The sequence below is a fragment of the Aeromonas australiensis genome, assembly GCF_000819725.1.
Taxonomy (GTDB): Bacteria; Pseudomonadota; Gammaproteobacteria; order Enterobacterales; family Aeromonadaceae; genus Aeromonas; species Aeromonas australiensis.
This window is the reverse complement of sequence record NZ_CDDH01000101.1, coordinates 1-19,463: the sequence shown is the minus strand read 5'-3', so window position 1 is coordinate 19,463 and position 19,463 is coordinate 1. Positions and strand designations below refer to the sequence as shown.

Below are 19,463 nucleotides of genomic sequence, written 5' to 3'. Positions count from 1 at the left end.
GATCCCAGTAACGACCACCATATTCGCAGACAAGGTCGTGACATCGACCATGTTGCAGAAATATCCCCACTAGGCTGGGGATTTTTTTTGCCCAAAATTCAGTGCGTCACACGCGTCAGCGTTCGTTATTGCGGGCCGCTTTCTCTCTCTGTCTGCTCTCAAGCTTGTCATCGCCTTTACTCCTGCGCAGTGACTCCGTCTCGGCGTTGCGGGTATCTCCTTTTCTCTGTCTGCTCTCAAGCTTGTCATCGCCTTTACTCCTGTGCAGTGACTCTGTCTCGGCGTTGCGGGTATCTCCTTTTCTCTCTCTGCTCTCCAGCTTGTCACCGCCTTTACTCCTGCGCAGTGACTCCGTCTCGGCGTTGCGGGTATCTCCTTTTCTCTCTCTGCTCTCAAGCTTGTCACCGCCTTTACTCCTGTGCAGTGGCTCCGTCTCAGCGTTGCGGGGATCCCCTGTTTCGGGCATGGCGGGGCGCGCAGGCAATAAAAAGGGCAGGCCAAGGCCTGCCCGTGAGGGGATACAGAAGTTAGATGATCCCGCGGATCAGGATCCCGCTGATCAGCAGCGGTGCCACCAGGCGCCAGCACCAGAGCAGCGCCAGACGCAGGGTGGGTGACAGGCCCGCAGGCAGTATGGTATCACCCAGGCGCCAGCCCAGCAGCAGGGTCAGTACCAGGCCAAACAGCGGCATCATCAGGTTGGAGGTGAGGTAGTCGAGCAGCTCGAAGATGGTCTTGCCAAACAGAGTCAGATCGCTCCATGGACCGAACGACAGGCTCACCGGAATGCCGGATGCCATGATAAGCAGGGTCAGTACCCGACAGGCGCCACGACGCGACCAGCCCCACTCCTCGGTGGTGAAGCGCACCAGATGCTCCAGCATGGAGATGGAGGAGGATAGAGCGGCGACCAGCAACAGCAGGAAGAAGACCACCCCCAGCCCCTGGCCGAACGGCAGGTGGTTGAACACGGCGGGCATGGTCATAAAGGTGAGGCCGGGCCCGGCGGTGGGATCGATGCCGGTCGAGGCCAATGCCGGGAAGATCATCAGCCCCGCCAGCACCGAGATAAGGCTCGCCAGAGTGACCACCCAGACGCCAGAGCGCAGCACCCCTTCGCTATTGGGGAGGTAGGCGCCATAGGTGGTGTGTACCCCAAGCCCGATGGAGAGGGAGAAGAAGGCCAGCCCCAGCGCGTCCAGCACGCTCTGACCGGTCAGCATGGAGAAGTCCGGCAGCAGCAGCTGGCGCACGCCCGCCATGGAGCCCGGCATGGAGAGACCGACCCCAACCAGCAGCAACATCATGATAAATAGCGCGGGCATCATCCAGCGCAGTGCCCGCTCCACCCCTTTTTGAATACCGCCCTGGACGAACCACCAGGTCAGCCCGGCAAACACCAAATGGGTCAGGGCTGGCCACCAGGGGTTGCTGACATAGCCGTTAAACAATGCGGTGAGGGCACTCCCCTCGCTCAGATTGAGTTGTCCAGAGAGTGCCAGCGTCGCATAACCTACGGTCCAGCCACCTACCACGCTGTAGAAGCTGTAGATCAGAAAGCCGCACAGGATCCCCATATACCCCATCCAGCGCCAGTTCGGCCCCACCAGCTTGCGGAAGGCGCCGAGCACCCCGCGCTGGCTATGGCTACCGAGCAGGGTCTCGCCAACTTGTACCGCTACCCCCAGGGTGAAACTGAACAGCAAAAACACCAGCAGGAAGGCGCCACCGCCATTGGTAGCCGTGACATAAGGAAACTTCCAGATGGCGCCAAGGCCAATCGCGGTGCCTGCTGCGGCTAACACATGACCAAGACGAGAAGACCATTGAACCTGGCTCATACAACCTCCGGGTGACACGACATCGAGCTAATACTCCTGGGTAGCAATAAAAACTGACCATAAAAAAGGCCGCCTGGGGCGACCTTTGCAATGAACATTCAGACAAGCTGTACGTGCAAGGTCACCTCTCTTGCGAGCTAAAAAATCGACCAAACAGCACGAGGATGGCAGACATAAGGTGATGACCTGAACAGTGAATGAGGTGACAGCCTAAACCATGGAAACAAAATTTGACACATAAAATAAAATTTTTATTTTTGTGCGTCGAAAAAAAACCTTGGTGTTGATCAGACGGGCCAAAGATGCCCGCCTGTATGCATGAGGCTCAGACCAGACCGCGAATCAGGATCCCGCCGATCAAGAGAGGGGCGACCCAGCGCCAGCAGTTCATCAACAGGTGATGCCAGTGGTTGGTAATCCCCTGTGGCAACGCCTTGCGTCCCAACTTCCAGCCCAACAACAGTGTGACCATCAGCCCGAACAGCGGCATCATCAGGTTGGAAGTGACAAAATCCAGAAATTCGAAGATCGTTTTGCCAAACAGGGTTGCGTGTTGCAGCGGGCCAAATGACAGGCTGACCGGAATGCCGCAGACCATGACGAAACCGGTGATGGCGCTGCAGGCGGATCGACGGGGCCACCCCAGGCTCTCGCACAGGAAGCACTGCAGATGCTCCAGCAGCGAGATAGCTGAGGAGAGGGCCGCAAAGACCAGCAGAGCGAAGAAGATCACCTCCAGTCCCTGGCCAAATGGCAGCAGCTGGAACACCGCTGGCATGGTCATAAAAGTGAGGCCCGGGCCTGCAGCCGGATCGATACCGGTTGCCGCCAGCACCGGGAAGATCATCAAGCCCGCCAGTACCGCCACCATGCTGGCCAGCAGGACTACCCAGAGGCTGGAGCGACCAACCCCTTCGCTGCTCGGCAGATAGGCGCCGTAGGTGGTGTGAATGCCAAGACCGATGGAGAGGGAGAAGAAGGCCAGCCCCATGGCATCAAGCACGCCGGACATCCCCAGCTTGCTGAAATCGGGCATCAGGAAGTGACGCACCCCCTCCATCGCATTGGGCAGGGTGAGACCAAAGAGCACCAGCATCAGCATCATGATAAACAGGGCCGGCATCATCCAGCGCAAGGTGCGCTCCACCCCTTTCTGAATGCCCCCTTGAACCACCATCCAGGTGAGGGCCGCAAACAGCAGGTGGGTGAGAATGGGCCAGACGTCGCCACTGACATAGTCATTGAAGCGGGCAGTGAGGGCCGCCGCATCACCGTGATTGAGTTGGCCGGAGATCGCCATGCCGGTATAACCCAGGGTCCAGCCACCCACCACACTATAGAAACAGTAAATAAGCAGGCTCGAGAGCACCCCCATGGCTCCGACCCAGCGCCAGCGCTGGCCAAAAAGGTTGGCGAAGGCACCGACTACCCCGCGACGGCTCATGCTGCCGAGCAGGGTCTCTCCCATCAGTACCGCTACCCCCAGGGTAAAACTGAACAGCAGAAATACCAGCAGGAAGGCACCGCCACCATTGGCGGCGGTCACGTAGGGGAATTTCCAGATTGCGCCGATACCGACGGCGGAGCCTGCGGCAGCGAGGATATAACCGAGACGGGATGACCATTGGGACTGCTTCATACGAACTCCAGGCGAGTGCCCCAAAGGGGGCGGAATGGAGCCCATGTTACGGAGGTCAGGGCGCAATCACTACGACGGTTATCAGGTATAAATGCGATCTATTGGCATGATTGGCTAATTTAATTCTGTTTTTTGCTCAATCCTGCCACCAAATAAAAACCGGAGCGAGATTGCTCCGGTTTGGTCTCTGACAACGGCTCGTCGGCGGACTAGATCACCCCCAGCTCCCGCAGTCGCTCCATCAGATAACTGTGAGCGGTATGGCGCTCGGAGAGCACCACATCCGGGCGCGGATGGAGGAACAGCGGCAGGGAGATGCGTGACTTGGCGGCACTGCCACCGGTCGGGTTGATGACGCGGTGGGTGGTGGAGGGATAGTAGCCGCGAGAGGCCTCCTGCAGCATGTCGCCGATGTTGATGATAAGGGTGCCAAAGTCGCACGGCACGTCCATCCACTCGCCATCGCAACCCTTCACCTGCAACCCTGGTTCGTTGGCGGCGGGCAGGATGGTGAGCAGATTGATATCTTCGTGGGCGGCGGCGCGGATGGCGCCCGGCTCCTCGGTGCCATCGAACGGCGGATAGTGCAGCACCCGCAGCAGGGTCTTGTGGCTCTCTTCGATCATTGAGGAGAGGGGGCAGCTGTAGTTGGCGGCGATATCGGCAGGGGTATGCTGCTCGACCCAGCCCAGCAGCTCGGCGGCCAGACCGTTGGCCAGACGATAGTACTCCATCGCCTGCTCTTTCAGCTCTTCCGGCATCTGGCCCCAGGGGTAGAGGTGGAAGTACTCCTTGATGTCTTTCTGGCTATGGCCCTTGGCCACTTCGGAGACTGACGGCGGGAAGTAGCCATCCTGAGTCTCGCGATTGAACAGGAAATCCTGCTTCTGTTCGCTCATGAAGAAGCGATACCAGTTGTCATAGATAGATTGCACCAGCTCTTTCGGGATGGGGTGGTTGGTCAACACGCCAAAGCCGGTGGTACGCAGGGATTCGGTGAAGCGTTGGGCCGCATCGGGTGAGCGGTAATCGACGGTCAGGACTTTCATTGTTTTTGTTGCGCGCCAGTTAAAAGATGGCGCAGTTTACCTTGCGCCTGATAACAATAAAAGCGGGTTGGCACCTCGTCAGACGCGGTCGCGAATAGTGACAAAAACATCAAAGAAATAGCGCCAGACCGCACGGGGGCGCATCCCTTGTTAAGGCCTTTTATCCTCTCTAGAATGCTTGGCAATGTCTTTTCCGGAGTCTGTTCATGTCCTCTAAAATCCTGTTGCTGACCCTGCCGCTATTGCTGGCGGGATGCAGTGCCCTGTCGGAAGATGAGTGCCGCACCATGAGTTGGTACAACCTGGGTTATCAGGATGGATCGGAAGGCAAAACTCGTCAGGCGACCCGCGATTACGTTTCGTCTTGCAGTGAATATGGCCTCAAAGTGGATGAGGCTGAGTGGAAACGGGGCTACGACAAGGGGCTGGAGCTCTACTGCATTCCCGAGCTGGCCTACAGCAAGGGCAAGGAGGGGCAGGCCTATCTGGGGGTATGCCCCAACGATGCCAGCTTCCTCAAGCAGTATCAGCGCGGCTACGAAGAGTACAAACTGGCTGCCCGCCTGCGGGAGATCAGCGACGAGCTGGCGCGTACCGAGCGGGATATCGAGCAGTTGGAACGCAGCATCCGCAATGAAACCAACACGGAACAGCGCGCCTACTACCGTGCCAAGCGCGATCGGGCCATTCGCAACCATGAATCCTTGCGTCGGGAGTACAACCGTCTGCGCTATCCGGATCGGGTGATCCAGTTCTCCTTCGGCGGTTAATACCGCTCTTTTTAATGGCCAGCCAGCGTGCTGGCCATCTTGCATCTTGTCAGGGCAGTACCCAGCGCTGCAGCGCCAGTGCTATGCCATCTTCGTTGTGATCGGCCGTGACCTGATGGGCATGACTTTTGATCTGCGAGGCCGCATTGCCCATGGCCACCGCCAGCCCCACCTGCTCGAACATGCTGATGTCGTTGTTGTTGTCCCCAAACGCCACCACCTGCTCCATCGCAATCCCTTCGCTGGCGGCCCACTGGGCCAGCCGGTTGCCCTTGCTGCAACCGGGCTGTACCAGCTCCACAGCATAGGGGGCCGCCCAGTCACGGGTAAAGGGCATCTGCTCGACCACCTCGCCCATAAAGGTATGAAGGCGTGCCGGATCCTGATTGAACAGCTCCAGCTTCCAGACCGGGTTATCGAGCCAGCCTGCCAGCTCCTCGAGCGGGTGGAGGGCGATCTTGAGGTGGTCCGGCTGATTGGCCGACCAGTGGCGGATGCGGGTGACATGCTCTTCACAGCCGATGTAGCCAATGCCCTCGCTCAGGTGGAACAGGGCGCCCATCTGCTGCGCCTCGACCGCGGCCAGCAGCTCGGTAAGCGGGGCGACCGCCAGCGGGTCGCCGCTGAGGATCCGGTTCTGCACCGGATCATAGAGATAGGCGCCGTTGCTGCAGATGAGGGGGGTATCGAGGGCCAGCTCGTGGTGGAAAGGACGCGCCGTCATGTAGTGGCGCCCCGTGACCAGCAGCACCTTGATGCCGTGGGCGCGAGCCTGCGCCAGGGCTGCCCGGGTGGCCGACGAGATCTTGTGATCCCGGGTCAGCAGGGTGCCATCCATATCGAGCGCGATGGCCTTGTACTCACTCATAGCTCCTCCAAAGATGTGTGCGGTGGCTGCTGCCATTGATATCACTCCACCGCCATGGGCTGAGCAATAAGCTCCCAAAACCATCAATGCCATGCAAGGGCTCTGTGCCGTCGAACCGCAAGGTTGTGATCGGGAGCGGGGTTATGGGGATGACCAGCCAAACGCCCAAAAACAACAAAGCAGGCGCCGGGATGCCTGCTTTGTTGCCTTCGGGGAGGGGGTTCTCTCGTTCCAGCCCGTCGTTTCCCGATAAGGTAAGACGGCTGATGGGGCTCTTGACCCGGTAAGGTCCTTCACCGCAGAGACCCGGTCAGGTATCTGCTTTGCCACCGGAAGATGTAACCATAGTATCCCTCCCGTGCCGGTGAGTGGTTGCAAAGTAACCACTTATTTCGGTTGTTTTTGCAATAGTTCACCCTTAATCTAGGAAAAGTGGATTAGTCATTGCAACGAGGAAGGGTAAATGCTGAAACTTGATCGCATAGACAGACATATTCTCGAGCTGATGCAGGAGAATGGCCGCATCAGCAATCTGGAACTGGCCGAGCTGGTCGGGCTCTCGCCGTCCCCCTGCTCCCGCCGGGTCAAGGCGCTGGAGGATGCCGGTCTCATCGACACCCACGTTACTCTGCTCAACGCCCGCCAGCTTGGCCTCACCCTCACCGCCTACATTCACATTTCCATGGACAGACACACGCCCGAGCGGTTCGAAAACTTCGATCGCGCCATCAGCGAACTGCCCGAAGTGCTGGAGTGTGACCTCATCACCGGTAACGATGCCGACTACCAGCTCAAGGTGGTGGTGCGAGACATGGAGCACTATCAGCACTTCCTGCTGGACAAGCTGACCCATATTCCGGGGGTGACCGGAGTGCGCTCCAGCTTCGTGCTGCGCCGCATCAAGCACAAGACGGCGCTGCCGCTCAACCATCTGGGGTGAGCCCGCGCAAGCCGCTTATAGAAACAGAAAGAGGAGGCCACTGGCCTCCTCTTTTGCTATTCGCTCTTGGTTATTCGGTAGTGGTTATCGGGTCTGGATTAGCTGTTGCGGTGACGGGGCGACTGCCGCTGTCAGACGCTGACCTGGCTGATGTCTTCCACCTGCAGCAGCCAGCCGCTCTGCTCCTGCTGCGGTTCGCCGCTGACCCGCAGCCGCTCGCCGGTCGGCACCCACTGCCCCTCGGGTAGGGAGACCAGCAGGCTCTCGCTGCCGTTGTCGAACAGCCAGCGATCTTCGCCAAGCGATTCAATCAGATAACCTTCCATCTCCACTCTGGACTCGGCTTGCCAGGATGGCGCAACGGAATCACGGCTCTCGATGAAATCCCCCTGAACACCAAAACTGGCTAGCCCCCACAGAATGGAGAGCCCAACGATGGATGTTTGCATCTTGTCTCTCCTCTTTTGGAACTGTAGGGCCAGTATGGGAACAGAAAACTGAGCGCACCATGAACAAGGTGGCAAAGTGCTGGCGAGATCGCGAAAAAAACCGGCCAATTGGCCGGCAGTGTCATTTTATGGTGCCTGGATCACACTATTTAGCGGCTTCTTCTGCCATCCGTTCAGCTCTTGGCTTATTCGTCCACATGGCTACCCCGCGATGATCCCCACAGATCCCCTCTGCCACCACGGCGCGAACCCGGGTGCCATCTTTGCAAATGGCCTGCCAGGCGTCGGCATCATCGATGGCGAGCGAGTTGGGGGGCGGCGTGGTTTGGCAAGCCGTGAGCAGCAGGGCGCACAGGGGGAGCAATTTTTTCATGGCGGACTCCTCGAGGTAATGGGGGACACAGAGGATTGGGATGACCTCTCCATCCGGGCTTCACCCCCCAGCATCAGTGATAACCGGTTAAGGGGCAAGGGGAGGAGCCACCGACAGGTGCAGGTGCCGTGCAGCCGGGGCTTGCCCTGTGCCCTCCTTGGGCCTAAGGTGGGGCCGTTTTACTGCCTGATTGAAGGAGCGTTTTCATGTCCACTCTCTATCCCCGCGTCGGGGTTGGCGTCATCCTGACCAACGCCCATGGCCAGGTGCTGCTTGGCAAGCGCAAAGGGAGCCATGCCCCCTACTGGTCGATCCCGGGTGGTCATCTGGAGTTGGGGGAGAGCTTCGAGTCGGCGGCGATCCGCGAGGTGGCCGAGGAGACGGGACTTGAGATCCACGGGCCCGAGGTGGTGGCGGTGACCAACAATCTGGAGACCTGGCGCGAGAGCGGGCTGCACTATATCTCGGTGACGCTGCACGCCCGGGCCGATGGTGAGCCGCAGCTGCTGGAGCCGGAGAAGTGCGAAGGCTGGGTCTGGTGCGATCCGCGCGCGTTACCCGAGCCCCATTTCGACGCCAGCCGCCAATCCATCGCCTGCTGGCTGGCGGGACGCTGCTATCTGCCGGGTGATGTGCCAATGGTGTCGGCCTAATCAGCCTGATTGTCATAAAACGATCATTGCGCTGTCATAATATCCCCTCTCCATCGGGAGAAGAGGGATGAGGGAGAAGAGCGTGGGACAGGTATTTATTCAGTTTTTATGGCTGGGATGCATCAGCTTTGGTGGTCCGGCCGCTCATATCGGCTATTTCCAGCGTACCTTCGTCCAGCGGCTCGGCTGGCTGACACAGGCCGAATTTGCCCGCCTGCTGGCGCTGTGCCAACTGCTGCCGGGGCCCGCCTCCAGCCAGCTTGGTTTCGCCATCGGTCGTCATCGCGCCGGTCTGGGCGGGGCGCTCTCTGCTTTTGTTGGCTTCACGCTGCCCTCATTTCTGCTGCTACTGGCGGCCGCGATCGGCATCGGCCAGCTGGGCAGCAATCTGTGGCTTGATGCGGCGCTGCACGGCCTCAAGCTGCTGGCGCTGATCGTGGTGGCCGATGCGGTGCTCACCATGAGTCGTCAGTTCTGTGCCACGGGAATGACCCAAGGGATCATGGTGGTGACCGCCGCTGCACTCTGGTGGCAGCCCGGCCTGCTGACTCAACTGTTGATGCTGGCGGGAGCGGCGCTGATCTGCGCCCGCAGCCTGCGCGGGGCGGGTAGTCGCCCAGCTACCGCCGAGTTGCCTTCTGCCGCCAGCAGTCAGCCTCATTGGCCGACCCTGCTGCTGTTTGGCATCCTTTTTATCGGCCTGCCGCTGCTCGGCAGCCCGCTTGGCCAGCTGGTTGCCGACTTCTATCGTGCCGGTAGTCTGGTGTTTGGCGGTGGCCATGTGGTGCTGCCGCTGCTGCAAGAGAGCGTGGGCCAGACCCTCAACGAGCAGCAGTTTCTGACCGGTTACAGCCTGGCCCAATTGGTGCCAGGGCCCATGTTTACCCTCGCCACCTATCTTGGCGCCCAGCTGTTGCCCGAGATGCCGCTGACCGGGGCCCTGTTGGCGACCCTGGCGCTCTTTGTGCCCGGCTTTCTGTTGCTCTGGGCGGTGGGCCCCTGCTGGCAGCAGTGGTTGGCCCGGCCCCGTCTGGCGGGAGCCGTCACCGGCATTAACGCCGCCGTGGTGGGCTTGTTGCTGGCGGCGCTCTATCAGCCGGTGTGGCAGAGTGCGGTGCTGGCGCCGACCGATCTGGCGCTGGCGGCCATCGGCTTTTATCTGCTGCGGGTGGTGAAGCTGCCGATACCGGCCATCGCGGCCCTGCTGGTGATGGCCGCCATCCTGCTGGCGTGAAGCCGGTAAAATCCCGATAAAAAACGGCGCCTCCATAACGGAGGCGCCGTTCTTATTGCAATGGGTAAGCCGTTCAGACCTCGGGATCGAAATCCAGACTCAGGCTGTTGACGCAGTAGCGCTGGCCGGTCTCGGTCGGTCCGTCGGGGAAGACGTGACCGAGGTGAGAGCCGCACTGGCGGCAGGTGATCTCCACCCGCTTCATGCCGTGGCTGTTGTCTTCGGTGTACTCCACCGTCCCCTCGATGGCCTTGTCGAACGAGGGCCAGCCGCAGCCGGAATCAAACTTGGCTCCTGAGTGAAACAGCACGCTCTTGCAGCAGACACAGAGGTAGTTGCCGCTCTTGCGATTGTGGAGCAGGGCGCCGCTGTAGGGGCGCTCGGTGCCCTTCTCCCAGCAGACGTGAAACTGCTCGGTGGTCAGTTGGCTGCGCCACTGTTCCGGATTGTTACTGCTCATACCGACTCCTTGCCATCCATACTGGCGCCCAGCATAGCGGCTCCGTAAAGCTGACTCCAGCATGCCTCTTATGCTTTGCCCGCATCTGTGATCGAGGTGGCAACCATCTCTTCACCGGATGCCGGGAGAATTTCCTGCTGCGGTGGTTGGGCATCCTCCGCCGTGCTGGTCAGTGCCACCCGCTCCAGCAGTTTGAGGGAGTGAGCCCGGCCAACTGCCACCTGCCGCTTGATGTCGTCGGGCAGGAAGGGGAGGCCATCGTTGGTGGCGGTGTCGACGGTCTGGATCCACTCCAGCCCTTCCCCCGGTGGCGGCAGGCGGAACTGGATATCGTAGTCGCTGGCGTTGAACAGCACGTACCAGCGCTCGCCGACACAGTTGATCATGCCGATATCCATGGCGAACGCCTGCCCCATGGGGGCGTGCCAGTCCTGATCGGTGAGCTGGTGGCCATCCGGGTGATACCAGTTGACCTGATGGCAGCTGGTAGCGGCGCCGTTCCAGCTGTCGTCGCTCAGTTGCAGATTCGAGAAGACGCAAGACTCCGCCCGCAGCGCCATCATCTGCTGGGTGAAGGCGAGCAGCCGTTCGTCCTCTGGCCGCCACTGCCAGTTGACCCAGCTGATCTGGTTGTCCTGACAGTAGGCATTGTTGTTGCCAAGCTGGCTACGGCCCATCTCATCCCCGGCAAGGAAGTGGGGGGTCCCTTGGGAGAGCAGCAGGGTGGCAATCAGATTGCGCTTCTGCTGCTGGCGCAGACTGTTGACCCGCGGATCCAGAGTCGGCCCTTCGACCCCGTGGTTGTATGAGAGGTTGTTGCCGTGGCCGTCCCGATTGTCTTCACCGTTGGCCTGATTGTGGCGCTGGTTATAGGAGACCAGATCCTCCAGGGTGAAACCATCGTGATAACAGATGTAGTTGACGCTGGTGTGGGGGGCGCGCCAGTTTTTCGGGAAGATATCCCGCGAGCCTACCAAGCGGGTGGCAAAGTCCCCCATCTTGCCCGCATCCCCACGCCAGAAGGCGCGCACCGTGTCGCGGTAGCGGTCGTTGATCTCCTGCCACTGGCTCGGGAATTGACCCAGCCGGTAGCCGAAGGGGCCGATATCCCAGGGTTCGGCGATGAGTTTGACCTGTGACAGCACAGGGTCGGCCATCACCGCCTTGAAGAAGGCGCCCATGGGCTCGAACTCCCCCGCTTCCCGCGCCAGGGTCACTGCCAGATCGAAACGGAAGCCATCCACCTGCATTTCGGTGACCCAGTAGCGCAGGGCATCGAGCACCAGGCGCAGGGTGTTGGGGTGATCCAGATTGACGCTGTTGCCACAACCGGTCACGTTGGCGTGACGGCGGTAGTCGGGACCGTGGGGGCCCGCTTCGAAGGCGAAGTAACCTGCGTTGTCAAAGCCCTTGAACGAGAGGGTGGGGCCATCGAAGCCAGAGGCGGCTGTGTGGTTGTAGACCACATCCAGGATCACCTCGAGCCCGGCCCGGTGCAGCTCGCGTACCATGGTCTTGAACTCGGTCACCGCCTCGTCTGCCTTGGTGCTGTAGCGCGGCTCCGGGGCGAAGAAGGCGATGGGGTTGTAGCCCCAGTAGTTGGTCAGGCCCAGCTGCTCTAGCCGGGGTTCCGACATAAAGGCGGCCACCGGCATCAGCTGCACCGAGGTCACCCCCAGGGTTTTGATATGCTCGATGATCAACGGATGGCAGATCCCGAGGTAAGTTCCTTGCTGCGCTTTGGGGACCCCCGGGTGCTGCTTGGTGAAGCCTTTGACGTGGGTCTCGTAGAGGATAGTGCGGGCCGGGCTGATCCCCGGTTTGCCAACCCCTTGCCAGTCAAAGCTGTCATCCACCACCACCGACTTGGCAATCATCCCGGCACTGTCCCCCTGATAGAGGGCTTCATCCCAGTAGGTGGGGCGACTGAGCGCCTTGGCGTAGGGATCGATCAGCAGTTTTTGCGGATCGAACAGCATCCCTTCCTGCGGGGTGCCATAGACCCGATAGCCGTAGCGTTGACCGGCCTTTACGCCCCGCACGTAGCCAAAGCGATACTGGCCACGGCGGCCGGGCAACTCCAGCCGCATCAGCTCCTGCTCCTGTTCGTCGTACAGGCAGAGCTCCACCTTGTCCGACTGGGGGGCCCAGACGCAGAAGTGGCAACCGTTCTCGTCAAGGCGGGCCCCCAGCGGGTGGCCCACCCCTTGTTCCATTACAAGCATCAAGACTCCTGTTTGATAAACAAGGTCGCCAGCGGCGGCAAGTCCAGCACTATGCTGTGTGCCATCCCCTGCCAGGGGGTCGGCTCGGCAGCGAACACCAGACCCACATCATAGTTGCTTCCCCAGTAATACTCGCTGTCGGTGTTGAGTACCACCCGATAGTAGCCCGCCGCAGGAACGCCGACCCGATACTCGATACGCGGCACCGGGGTGAAGTTGCAGGCTACCAAGATGGTCTGCTTGCCCGCTTTGTCCGCCCGCAGCCAGGCAAAGATGCTGTTGTCGGCATCGTTGTGATCCAGCCAGCGGAAGCCGGTCTGCTCATAATCGGCCTGATACAAGGCAGGCTCATGACGGTAGAGGTGGTTGAGATCGTGGATCAGCCGCTGCTGACCGGCATGCTTGGGATATTGCAGCAGATGCCACGGCAGCTGGGCGTCGTGGTTCCACTCGTTGCTCTGAGCGATTTCGGTGCCCATGAAATTGAGCTTCTTGCCCGGGTGGGCGTACATGAAGCCCATATAGGCCCGCAGGTTGGCGGCCTGCTGCCACTCGTCGCCCGGCATCTTGTAGAGCATGGAGTGCTTGCCGTGCACCACCTCGTCGTGGGAGAGCGACAGAATAAAGTTCTCGTCATAGTGGTAAACCATGGAGAAGGTCATGTCGTTGTGGTGGTAGCGGCGGTGGATCGGCTCTTTCTGCATATAGGTGAGGGTGTCGTGCATCCAGCCCATATTCCACTTGAAACCAAAGCCCAGGCCGCCGAGGAAGGTGGGGCGGGAGACCCCGGCAAAGGCGGTGGACTCTTCGGCTATGGTCATGGCGTGGGGATACTTGCCGTAGACCTCCTCGTTGGTCCACTTGAGCAGGCTGATCGCCTCGTAGTTGTGGTTGCCGCCATCGACGTTCGGTACCCACTCACCGGCGTTGCGGGAGTAGTCCAGATAGAGCATGGAGGCGACCGCATCCACCCGCAGGCCGTCGATATGGAACTTGTCGAGCCAGAACAGGGCGCTCGCCACCAGGAACTGGCGCACTGTGTCGCGGCCAAAGTCATAGATGTAGGAGTTCCAGTCCGGGTGCCAGCCACGGCGCGGATCTTCATATTCGTAGAGCGGGGTGCCATCGAAGCGTGCCAGGCCGTGGGCATCGGACGGGAAGTGGGCGGGCACCCAGTCCAGAATGATGCCGATGCCGGCCTGGTGGCACTGGTCGACGAAGTATTTGAAATCATCAGCCGTGCCGTAACGGCTGGTGGGGGAGAACATACCCACCGGCTGGTAGCCCCAGGAGCCGCTGAAGGGGTGCTCGGAGACCGGCAGCAGCTCGATGTGGGTGTACTCCATCTCCTTGACGTAGGCGACCAGCTCCACCGCCAGCTCGCGCCAGTTCAGGCTGTCGCCGTTGGGGTGGCGCTTCCAGGATCCAACGTGCAGCTCATAGATGGAGAGGGGCTGCTCGCGCTTGTCGTTGTGCTGGCTGGCAATCCACTCGCCATCCTGCCACTGGTACTGGTCGTGGTCATAGACCACGGAGGCGAACGACGGATACTGCTCGCAGTAGAAGCCGACCGGATCGCTCTTGTGGGGCAGCCGGTTGCCCATGGGATCTTTCAGCTCGAACTTGTAGCGTTCCCCGGCCTTGAGGCCGGGTACAAACAGTACCCAGTGACCGCAGAGGCTGCGCTGCATCGGGTGGCGACGGCCATCCCAGAAGTTGAAATCGCCGATCAGGCTCACCGCGGTGGCGCTTGGCGCATAGACCGCAAAACGCACCCCTTCCACCTGCTGGCCAAGATGCTCCACGGTGCGCAGCTGGGCGCCAAGGGTGTGGTAGAGGTTTTCCGGCTGGGCGGTCAGTTCGGCCAGGCCTGCCCAGGCAGCATCCTGAAACTGATAGGGGTCGATGACCTCGGTGGTGGCATCTGGGTAGCTGGCGATCAGCTGGTAGGGGAAGGGGTTTTTGCGGCGGGTGAAAACAGTTTCAAAAAGACCCGATTCATCGGTGGGCGCCAGGGTGGCAACAACTTTGCCCGACTTGAGATCCTTGACGCGAACCTCGAGGGCATCAGGCAACCAGGCGGTCAGTTTGAGGCCGGGCCCATCCGGATTGGCCGAGAGGCCTAAGTGAGAGAAGGGATCGGAACAGCGGGCAGCAACCAAACGTTCAACGAGCATCGAGATTTCCTTTCATGACAGAGCATCCACTCCGGCCGAAGCCGGAGTGGATTGAGGTGAGAGCGCTGTGGCAGACAGCGTCTCAACGACTGGCCTCATCACGGGCCTGGCTCATCTTGCCAGCCAGTGCCTTGAGTGCCTCATTGGCAAAAATATCTTCCAGATCAGCAGAGAGCTTGCGGCGCCAGTTGGGGTATTCATAACTGGTGCCCGGTACGTTAACCGGCTTGTCCATCTCCAGCCAATCTTCCAGCTGGGTACTGAACAGGGCGCAGCTGCCGCGGGACATGTGGATCTGCAGACCGTGGTTGAGCTCGGTGTTCATGCCGACCCAGTTCACGTCATGGCTGATGTTCTCGGAGATAACACCGTGGCCATGCAGGCTGTCGAGGATCCGCTGTTTGGCCTGGTGACGATCAGCATACAGAGTCTTCAAAACCTCTTCATCCGGATACAGACCCAGTTGACGGCCGAGCGCCAGATCGTCGCAGTGCCAGAAGCCCTTGAGGGTCGGCATGTCGTGGGTGGTCAGGGCCGACATCGCCTGCTCGGTGTAGTGCGCCGGGGAGATAAAGCCGCCATCTTCCTTGGAGCGCTCGAAGAAGAACACCTTGTAGGAGTGAACGCCGTTCTCTTTCAGGGTCACGTCGATCCCCTCCGGCACGGTGCCCAGATCCTCGCCGATCAGCAGGCACTGATTACGGTGGGATTCGAGGGCCAGAATGCCCAGCAGATCGTTGACCGGATAGTAGATGTAGGCGCCCTTGGCGGCGGACGCTCCGGGCGGTACCCACCACAGGCGCAGCAAGGCCATCACGTGGTCGATACGCAGTGCGCCGCAGGAGCGCATGTTGGCACGGAACAGGTCCACCATCGGCTGATAGGCCGCTTCGAACAGCTTGTTCGGGTTCATCGGGGGCAGGCCCCAGTTCTGACCGAGCGGGCCGAGGATATCGGGCGGCGCACCGACCGAGGCTTTCGGGCAGTAGAGATCCTGGTTGGCCCAGATCTCGGTGGAACCTTCCGAGACGCCCACTGCCAGATCCCGGTAGATACCCATCACCATGCCGGCAGCCTTGGCACGGGCATCGGCTTGCGCCAGCTGCTCATCAGCCAGGAACTGCAGATAGAGGTAGAAGTTGACATCTTGCGGGTGCTCGGCCATCCAGGCGGCAACGGCAGGGTTGTGGTAATCGCGCAGCTCCTGCGGCCATACCGGCCAGCCCCAGGCATTTTCGCCCTTGGCATAGAAGTGGGCCTGCAGGGCATCAAATGCTGCCTGCTGTTGCAGGCTGTCGCCACCAGCGGCCACGAAGGCATCAAAGGCGGCCTGACGCTCGGCGCCAAGGCTGGCTTCGTCGAACACCTGACGCAGCATGCCGAGTTTGGTCTGGATCACGCCGGTGTAATCGACGTTCTCTTTGGCACGCAGATCGGCCAGATGTTGCTGGAAGGCAGGGCTCGCCACTTCCGCTTTCAGGCGATCGCTTTGCTGGAATTCGGGCACCGCTTCCACATTGATATAGGCCACGTTGAGCCAGCGACGGGAAGAGGGGCTGTAGGGACTGGCGCTCTCCGGATTGGCCGGATAGAGGGCGTGGATGGGGTTGAGGCCGACGAAGTGGGCCCCCCAGGCGGCCGCTTTCTCGACCAGCTGGCCCAGATCGCTGAAATCACCGATACCCCAGTTGTGGCGGCTGCGCAGGCAGTAGAGCTGTACGCTCGGACCCCATACCTTGCGGCCATCAGCAATCGGCGCCTGTTTGTAGCACGCCTTGGGGGCGACGATAAGGCGCATGGTGGCCAGCGGCTCGTCATTGCCCTCTTCCAGCACTACCAGCTGGTGATAACCCAGCTCGGGGGCCATCTCCAGGGTAACGCGATAGGCCTGGCACTCCATCTCTTCAAATTCGGCCACGCCGACCAGCTCACCCTCGATGGGGGTGAATTGACCGGACAGCACAGCACCCTGCTCCTGCTGGAGCTGCCAGGTGAGGGCGTCGTTGACGAATTCGATGGGGAGGCGAACCTCAAGGGTAACGGGCTCGCCGGTGCGAACCACCATCACAGGATCCAGCGCCCGCAGCCAGTGCTGGCGATGTTCCTCCTCCAGCTGTTGTACCAGTGCTGCCTCGTCATCGACGCGGTAGCCCATGGCGCCCAGCATGGCGGCCTTGCTCTCTTCGGATACCTGGGCCGGGTGGCCCCAGGCATCGACATACTCGCTGGCGATACCTTTTGCGGCAGCCAGCTGTTCAATCAGGGTGGTCATAGTTTGAGAATTCCCGCTGTGGATTCTATCTATACTATTTTGTTTGATTTTTATGGGTGGTACTTGAACAGTGGCTCGTTGGCCATGCTAAACCGCGCACATTTTTACATATCTCTGTGAATGGTTGTGTGACCGAGTAGGCACTATTGTTGATATCTACCCGATGCCACGTGCTGGCACTTTTTTCGTCAAAACGTGGTAGTCAGTTACATAAACAGAAAATAAATTTCACAGTTTTTCATGATATAGCGCAATTTCAGACAGAATGTTGGTTGACTCACGGGGGAGTTCTAGTAAATTTACAAGCGGAATTTTCTTTGACTACTGAACAGTTAGGTAACTAAATATGACTATCAAAGTAGGTATTAACGGTTTTGGCCGTATCGGTCGTTTCGTATTCCGTCTGGCCGCTGAGCGTGCTGACATCGAAGTTGTTGGTATCAACGATCTGATCGATGTTGACTACATGGCTTACATGCTGAAGTACGATTCAACTCACGGTCGTTTCAACGGTACCGTTGAAGTTAAAGACGGCAACCTGGTTGTAAACGGCAAAACCGTACGTGTTACCGCTGAGCGTGACCCGGCCAACCTGAAGTGGGGCGAAATCGGTGTTGACGTTGTTGCTGAAGCTACCGGTCTGTTCCTGACCGACGAGACTGCTCGTAAGCACATCGCTGCTGGTGCCAAGAAAGTTGTTCTGACTGGCCCGTCCAAAGACGCTACCCCGATGTTCGTAATGGGTGTTAACGACTCTACCTACGCTGGCCAGGACATCGTTTCCAACGCTTCCTGCACCACCAACTGCCTGGCACCGATCGCCAAGGTTCTGAACGATACCTTCGGTATCGAGTCTGGCCTGATGACCACAGTTCACGCTACCACTGCTACCCAGAAGACCGTTGATGGTCCGTCTGCCAAAGACTGGCGCGGTGGCCGCGGTGCGGCTCAGAACATCATCCCGTCCTCTACCGGTGCTGCCAAAGCTGTTGGCGTAGTTATCCCGGAACTGAAAGGCCTGCTGACCGGTATGGCTTTCCGTGTTCCGACTCCGGACGTGTCTGTTGTTGACCTGACCGTTAACCTGAAGAAAGCTGCCACCTACGCAGAAATCTGCGAAGCGATGAAAGCTGCTTCCGAAGGCGCTATGAAAGGCGTTCTGGGCTACACCGAAGACGAAGTTGTATCTACCGACTTCCTGGGTGAGCGTCAGACCTCCGTATTCGACGCCAAGGCTGGTATCCAGCTGAACGACAAATTCGTTAAAGTTGTATCTTGGTACGACAACGAAATGGGCTACTCCAGCAAAGTTCTGGACCTGATCGCTCACATCTCCAAGTAATTTGGGATGCGCAATCGCGTAGCTTGAAAAAGGCGGCCATTGGCCGCCTTTTTGTTTTCCGGTTTCCCCTGATGACAGGAGTCCACATGCAATCCATTCGTCCCCTGACCGCCAATTGCAAGCTTGCCAACAATGCGGCCGGCCTGCCGGTTCTCTCCGTCAACAACGACTATGCCAAGGCCGATATAAGCCTGTTTGGTGGCCATGTGCTGAGCTATCAGCGTCATGGCGAACCAGCCTCCATCTGGCTGAGCGACAAGGCGGTGCTGGATGGCAGCAAGCCTGTTCGCGGTGGTATCCCGATCTGCTGGCCCTGGTTTGGCCCGGCGCCAGCTCGTGTCGGTAGTGGCAAGCCCTCCCACGGCTTTGCCCGTACCACCCTCTGGATGCTGGACGGGGTCTCCGACCATGCCGACGGCACGCTCGTCCATCTTTCTCTGCGCGACAGCGACGCCACCCGCGCCCTGTGGGATCACCCTTTCGAGCTGGAGCTGGACGTGCTGGTTGGCAAGGAGCTTTCGCTGGTGCTGACCACTCGCAATACAGGTGCTCAGCCGCTGACTTACAGCGGTGCGCTGCACACCTATTTGCAGATCAGCGCACCGGAGGCGGTGAGCGTGAGCGGTCTGGGTGAGCCCTATGCCGACAAGCTGACCGAAGAGGATGCCAAGCAGCAGGGTACCTTGACCCTGAACGGGCCGCTGGATCGGGTCTACTGGCAGCCAGAGGCGCTGGTGAGGGTGCAGGATGGTGAGCTCGAGACCCGGGTGGTCAGTGGCAACCACGACAGCGTGGTGGTCTGGACCCCCTGGCTGGAAGGGGCCACCGCCATGGCCGACATGAGCGACGATGGCTATCGCACCATGCTCTGCGTCGAAGCGGCCATCGCCGGTGAGGCGGGTGTGACCGTTGCGCCGGATGAAGAGCACAGCCTCTCCACCGTAATCATCTAAGTTGGATGAGGTTCAGATAAATAAAGAGGGCTCCCGCGGGAGCCCTCAGATTGCTGAAGAACCCCCCACTTTTTCAAAGAGGGGGGTTCTTTTTTCGCTCGGCTCCATGGGGCTGCTCACTGGCTGACAAGTCGGCCTATCGGCCATCTTCGCCATGAAAAAGGCATCAAAGACCATGCTATCGCCCTAACAAGACCATCTGCCGGGGAATTCGGCGG

The 19,463-nt window shown here is 59.8% G+C and carries 17 protein-coding genes; 6 read left to right on the top strand and 11 right to left on the bottom strand.

What is annotated here, in order from left to right:
- Positions 1 to 115: 115 nt before the first annotated feature.
- The 4 genes from BN1117_RS16990 to BN1117_RS16975 form a co-directional block, all read right to left on the bottom strand.
- Positions 116 to 466: a hypothetical protein gene (locus tag BN1117_RS16990; RefSeq protein ID WP_040099322.1), complete on the bottom strand. Its 351-nt coding sequence runs from the start codon at positions 464 to 466 to the stop codon at positions 116 to 118.
- A gap of 61 nt (positions 467 to 527) precedes the next feature.
- Positions 528 to 1,841: a sodium-dependent transporter gene (locus BN1117_RS16985; RefSeq protein ID WP_040099320.1), complete on the bottom strand. Its 1,314-nt coding sequence runs from the start codon at positions 1,839 to 1,841 to the stop codon at positions 528 to 530.
- A gap of 325 nt (positions 1,842 to 2,166) precedes the next feature.
- A complete protein-coding gene (locus tag BN1117_RS16980; RefSeq protein WP_040099318.1) occupies positions 2,167 to 3,480 on the bottom strand; it encodes a sodium-dependent transporter in 1,314 nt (437 codons plus the stop codon).
- A 209-nt stretch (positions 3,481 to 3,689) separates the two neighbouring features.
- On the bottom strand, positions 3,690 to 4,529 hold the full coding sequence (locus tag BN1117_RS16975) for an isopenicillin N synthase family dioxygenase (protein WP_040099316.1): 840 nt from the start codon (positions 4,527 to 4,529) through the stop codon (positions 3,690 to 3,692).
- A 206-nt stretch (positions 4,530 to 4,735) separates the two neighbouring features.
- Here BN1117_RS16975 and BN1117_RS16970 point away from each other — a divergent pair, with 206 nt between their 5' ends.
- Positions 4,736 to 5,299, top strand: coding sequence for a DUF2799 domain-containing protein (locus BN1117_RS16970; protein WP_040099314.1), 564 nt, complete (start codon positions 4,736 to 4,738; stop codon positions 5,297 to 5,299).
- Positions 5,300 to 5,348: 49 nt separating this feature from the next.
- Here BN1117_RS16970 and BN1117_RS16965 read toward each other — a convergent pair whose 3' ends face one another.
- A complete protein-coding gene (locus BN1117_RS16965) occupies positions 5,349 to 6,167 on the bottom strand; it encodes a Cof-type HAD-IIB family hydrolase (protein WP_040099312.1) in 819 nt (272 codons plus the stop codon).
- A 463-nt stretch (positions 6,168 to 6,630) separates the two neighbouring features.
- Between BN1117_RS16965 and BN1117_RS16960 the strand changes: the two genes are divergently transcribed.
- A complete protein-coding gene (locus tag BN1117_RS16960; protein WP_005304871.1) occupies positions 6,631 to 7,107 on the top strand; it encodes an Lrp/AsnC family transcriptional regulator in 477 nt (158 codons plus the stop codon).
- Positions 7,108 to 7,238: 131 nt separating this feature from the next.
- Here BN1117_RS16960 and BN1117_RS16955 read toward each other — a convergent pair whose 3' ends face one another.
- Together BN1117_RS16955 and BN1117_RS16950 are read right to left on the bottom strand one after the other, a co-directional pair.
- On the bottom strand, positions 7,239 to 7,556 hold the full coding sequence (locus BN1117_RS16955; RefSeq protein ID WP_005343224.1) for a hypothetical protein: 318 nt from the start codon (positions 7,554 to 7,556) through the stop codon (positions 7,239 to 7,241).
- Between the two features lie 145 nt (positions 7,557 to 7,701).
- Positions 7,702 to 7,929 carry a hypothetical protein gene (locus tag BN1117_RS16950; protein ID WP_005335715.1) on the bottom strand — a complete coding sequence of 76 codons (228 nt, stop codon included), beginning with the start codon at positions 7,927 to 7,929 and terminating at the stop codon, positions 7,702 to 7,704.
- Positions 7,930 to 8,135: 206 nt separating this feature from the next.
- On the opposite strand from BN1117_RS16950, the gene BN1117_RS16945 reads away from it, so the two are divergent.
- Both BN1117_RS16945 and chrA read left to right on the top strand, forming a co-directional pair.
- Positions 8,136 to 8,582, top strand: coding sequence for a nucleotide triphosphate diphosphatase NUDT15 (locus BN1117_RS16945; RefSeq protein ID WP_040099311.1), 447 nt, complete (start codon positions 8,136 to 8,138; stop codon positions 8,580 to 8,582).
- Between the two features lie 67 nt (positions 8,583 to 8,649).
- Complete coding sequence (chrA, locus tag BN1117_RS16940) at positions 8,650 to 9,816, top strand: chromate efflux transporter (protein ID WP_040099309.1); 1,167 nt, start codon at positions 8,650 to 8,652, stop codon at positions 9,814 to 9,816.
- 73 nt (positions 9,817 to 9,889) lie between these two features.
- Here chrA and msrB read toward each other — a convergent pair whose 3' ends face one another.
- From msrB to malQ, 4 genes are all read right to left on the bottom strand, one after another.
- Positions 9,890 to 10,276 (bottom strand): peptide-methionine (R)-S-oxide reductase MsrB, encoded by a 387-nt coding sequence (gene msrB / locus BN1117_RS16935; protein ID WP_040099307.1) that lies wholly within the window; start codon positions 10,274 to 10,276, stop codon positions 9,890 to 9,892.
- A gap of 68 nt (positions 10,277 to 10,344) precedes the next feature.
- Positions 10,345 to 12,501 carry a glycogen debranching protein GlgX gene (gene glgX / locus BN1117_RS16930; protein ID WP_040099305.1) on the bottom strand — a complete coding sequence of 719 codons (2,157 nt, stop codon included), beginning with the start codon at positions 12,499 to 12,501 and terminating at the stop codon, positions 10,345 to 10,347.
- The gene (glgB, locus tag BN1117_RS16925; protein WP_040099303.1) at positions 12,501 to 14,678 is read right to left on the bottom strand and encodes a 1,4-alpha-glucan branching protein GlgB; all 2,178 of its coding nucleotides are present in this window, start codon (positions 14,676 to 14,678) and stop codon (positions 12,501 to 12,503) included. Before glgB ends, glgX begins: the two co-directional genes overlap by 1 nt.
- An 82-nt stretch (positions 14,679 to 14,760) precedes the next feature.
- A complete protein-coding gene (malQ, locus tag BN1117_RS16920) occupies positions 14,761 to 16,950 on the bottom strand; it encodes a 4-alpha-glucanotransferase (protein WP_040099302.1) in 2,190 nt (729 codons plus the stop codon).
- 346 nt (positions 16,951 to 17,296) lie between these two features.
- Here malQ and gap point away from each other — a divergent pair, with 346 nt between their 5' ends.
- Together gap and BN1117_RS16910 are read left to right on the top strand one after the other, a co-directional pair.
- Entirely contained in the window at positions 17,297 to 18,292 is a 996-nt protein-coding gene (gene gap / locus BN1117_RS16915) for a type I glyceraldehyde-3-phosphate dehydrogenase (RefSeq protein ID WP_040099300.1), read from the top strand.
- Positions 18,293 to 18,378: 86 nt separating this feature from the next.
- Positions 18,379 to 19,245, top strand: a complete 867-nt coding sequence (locus tag BN1117_RS16910; RefSeq protein WP_040099298.1) for a D-hexose-6-phosphate mutarotase — start codon at positions 18,379 to 18,381, stop codon at positions 19,243 to 19,245.
- Positions 19,246 to 19,463 lie beyond the last annotated feature (218 nt).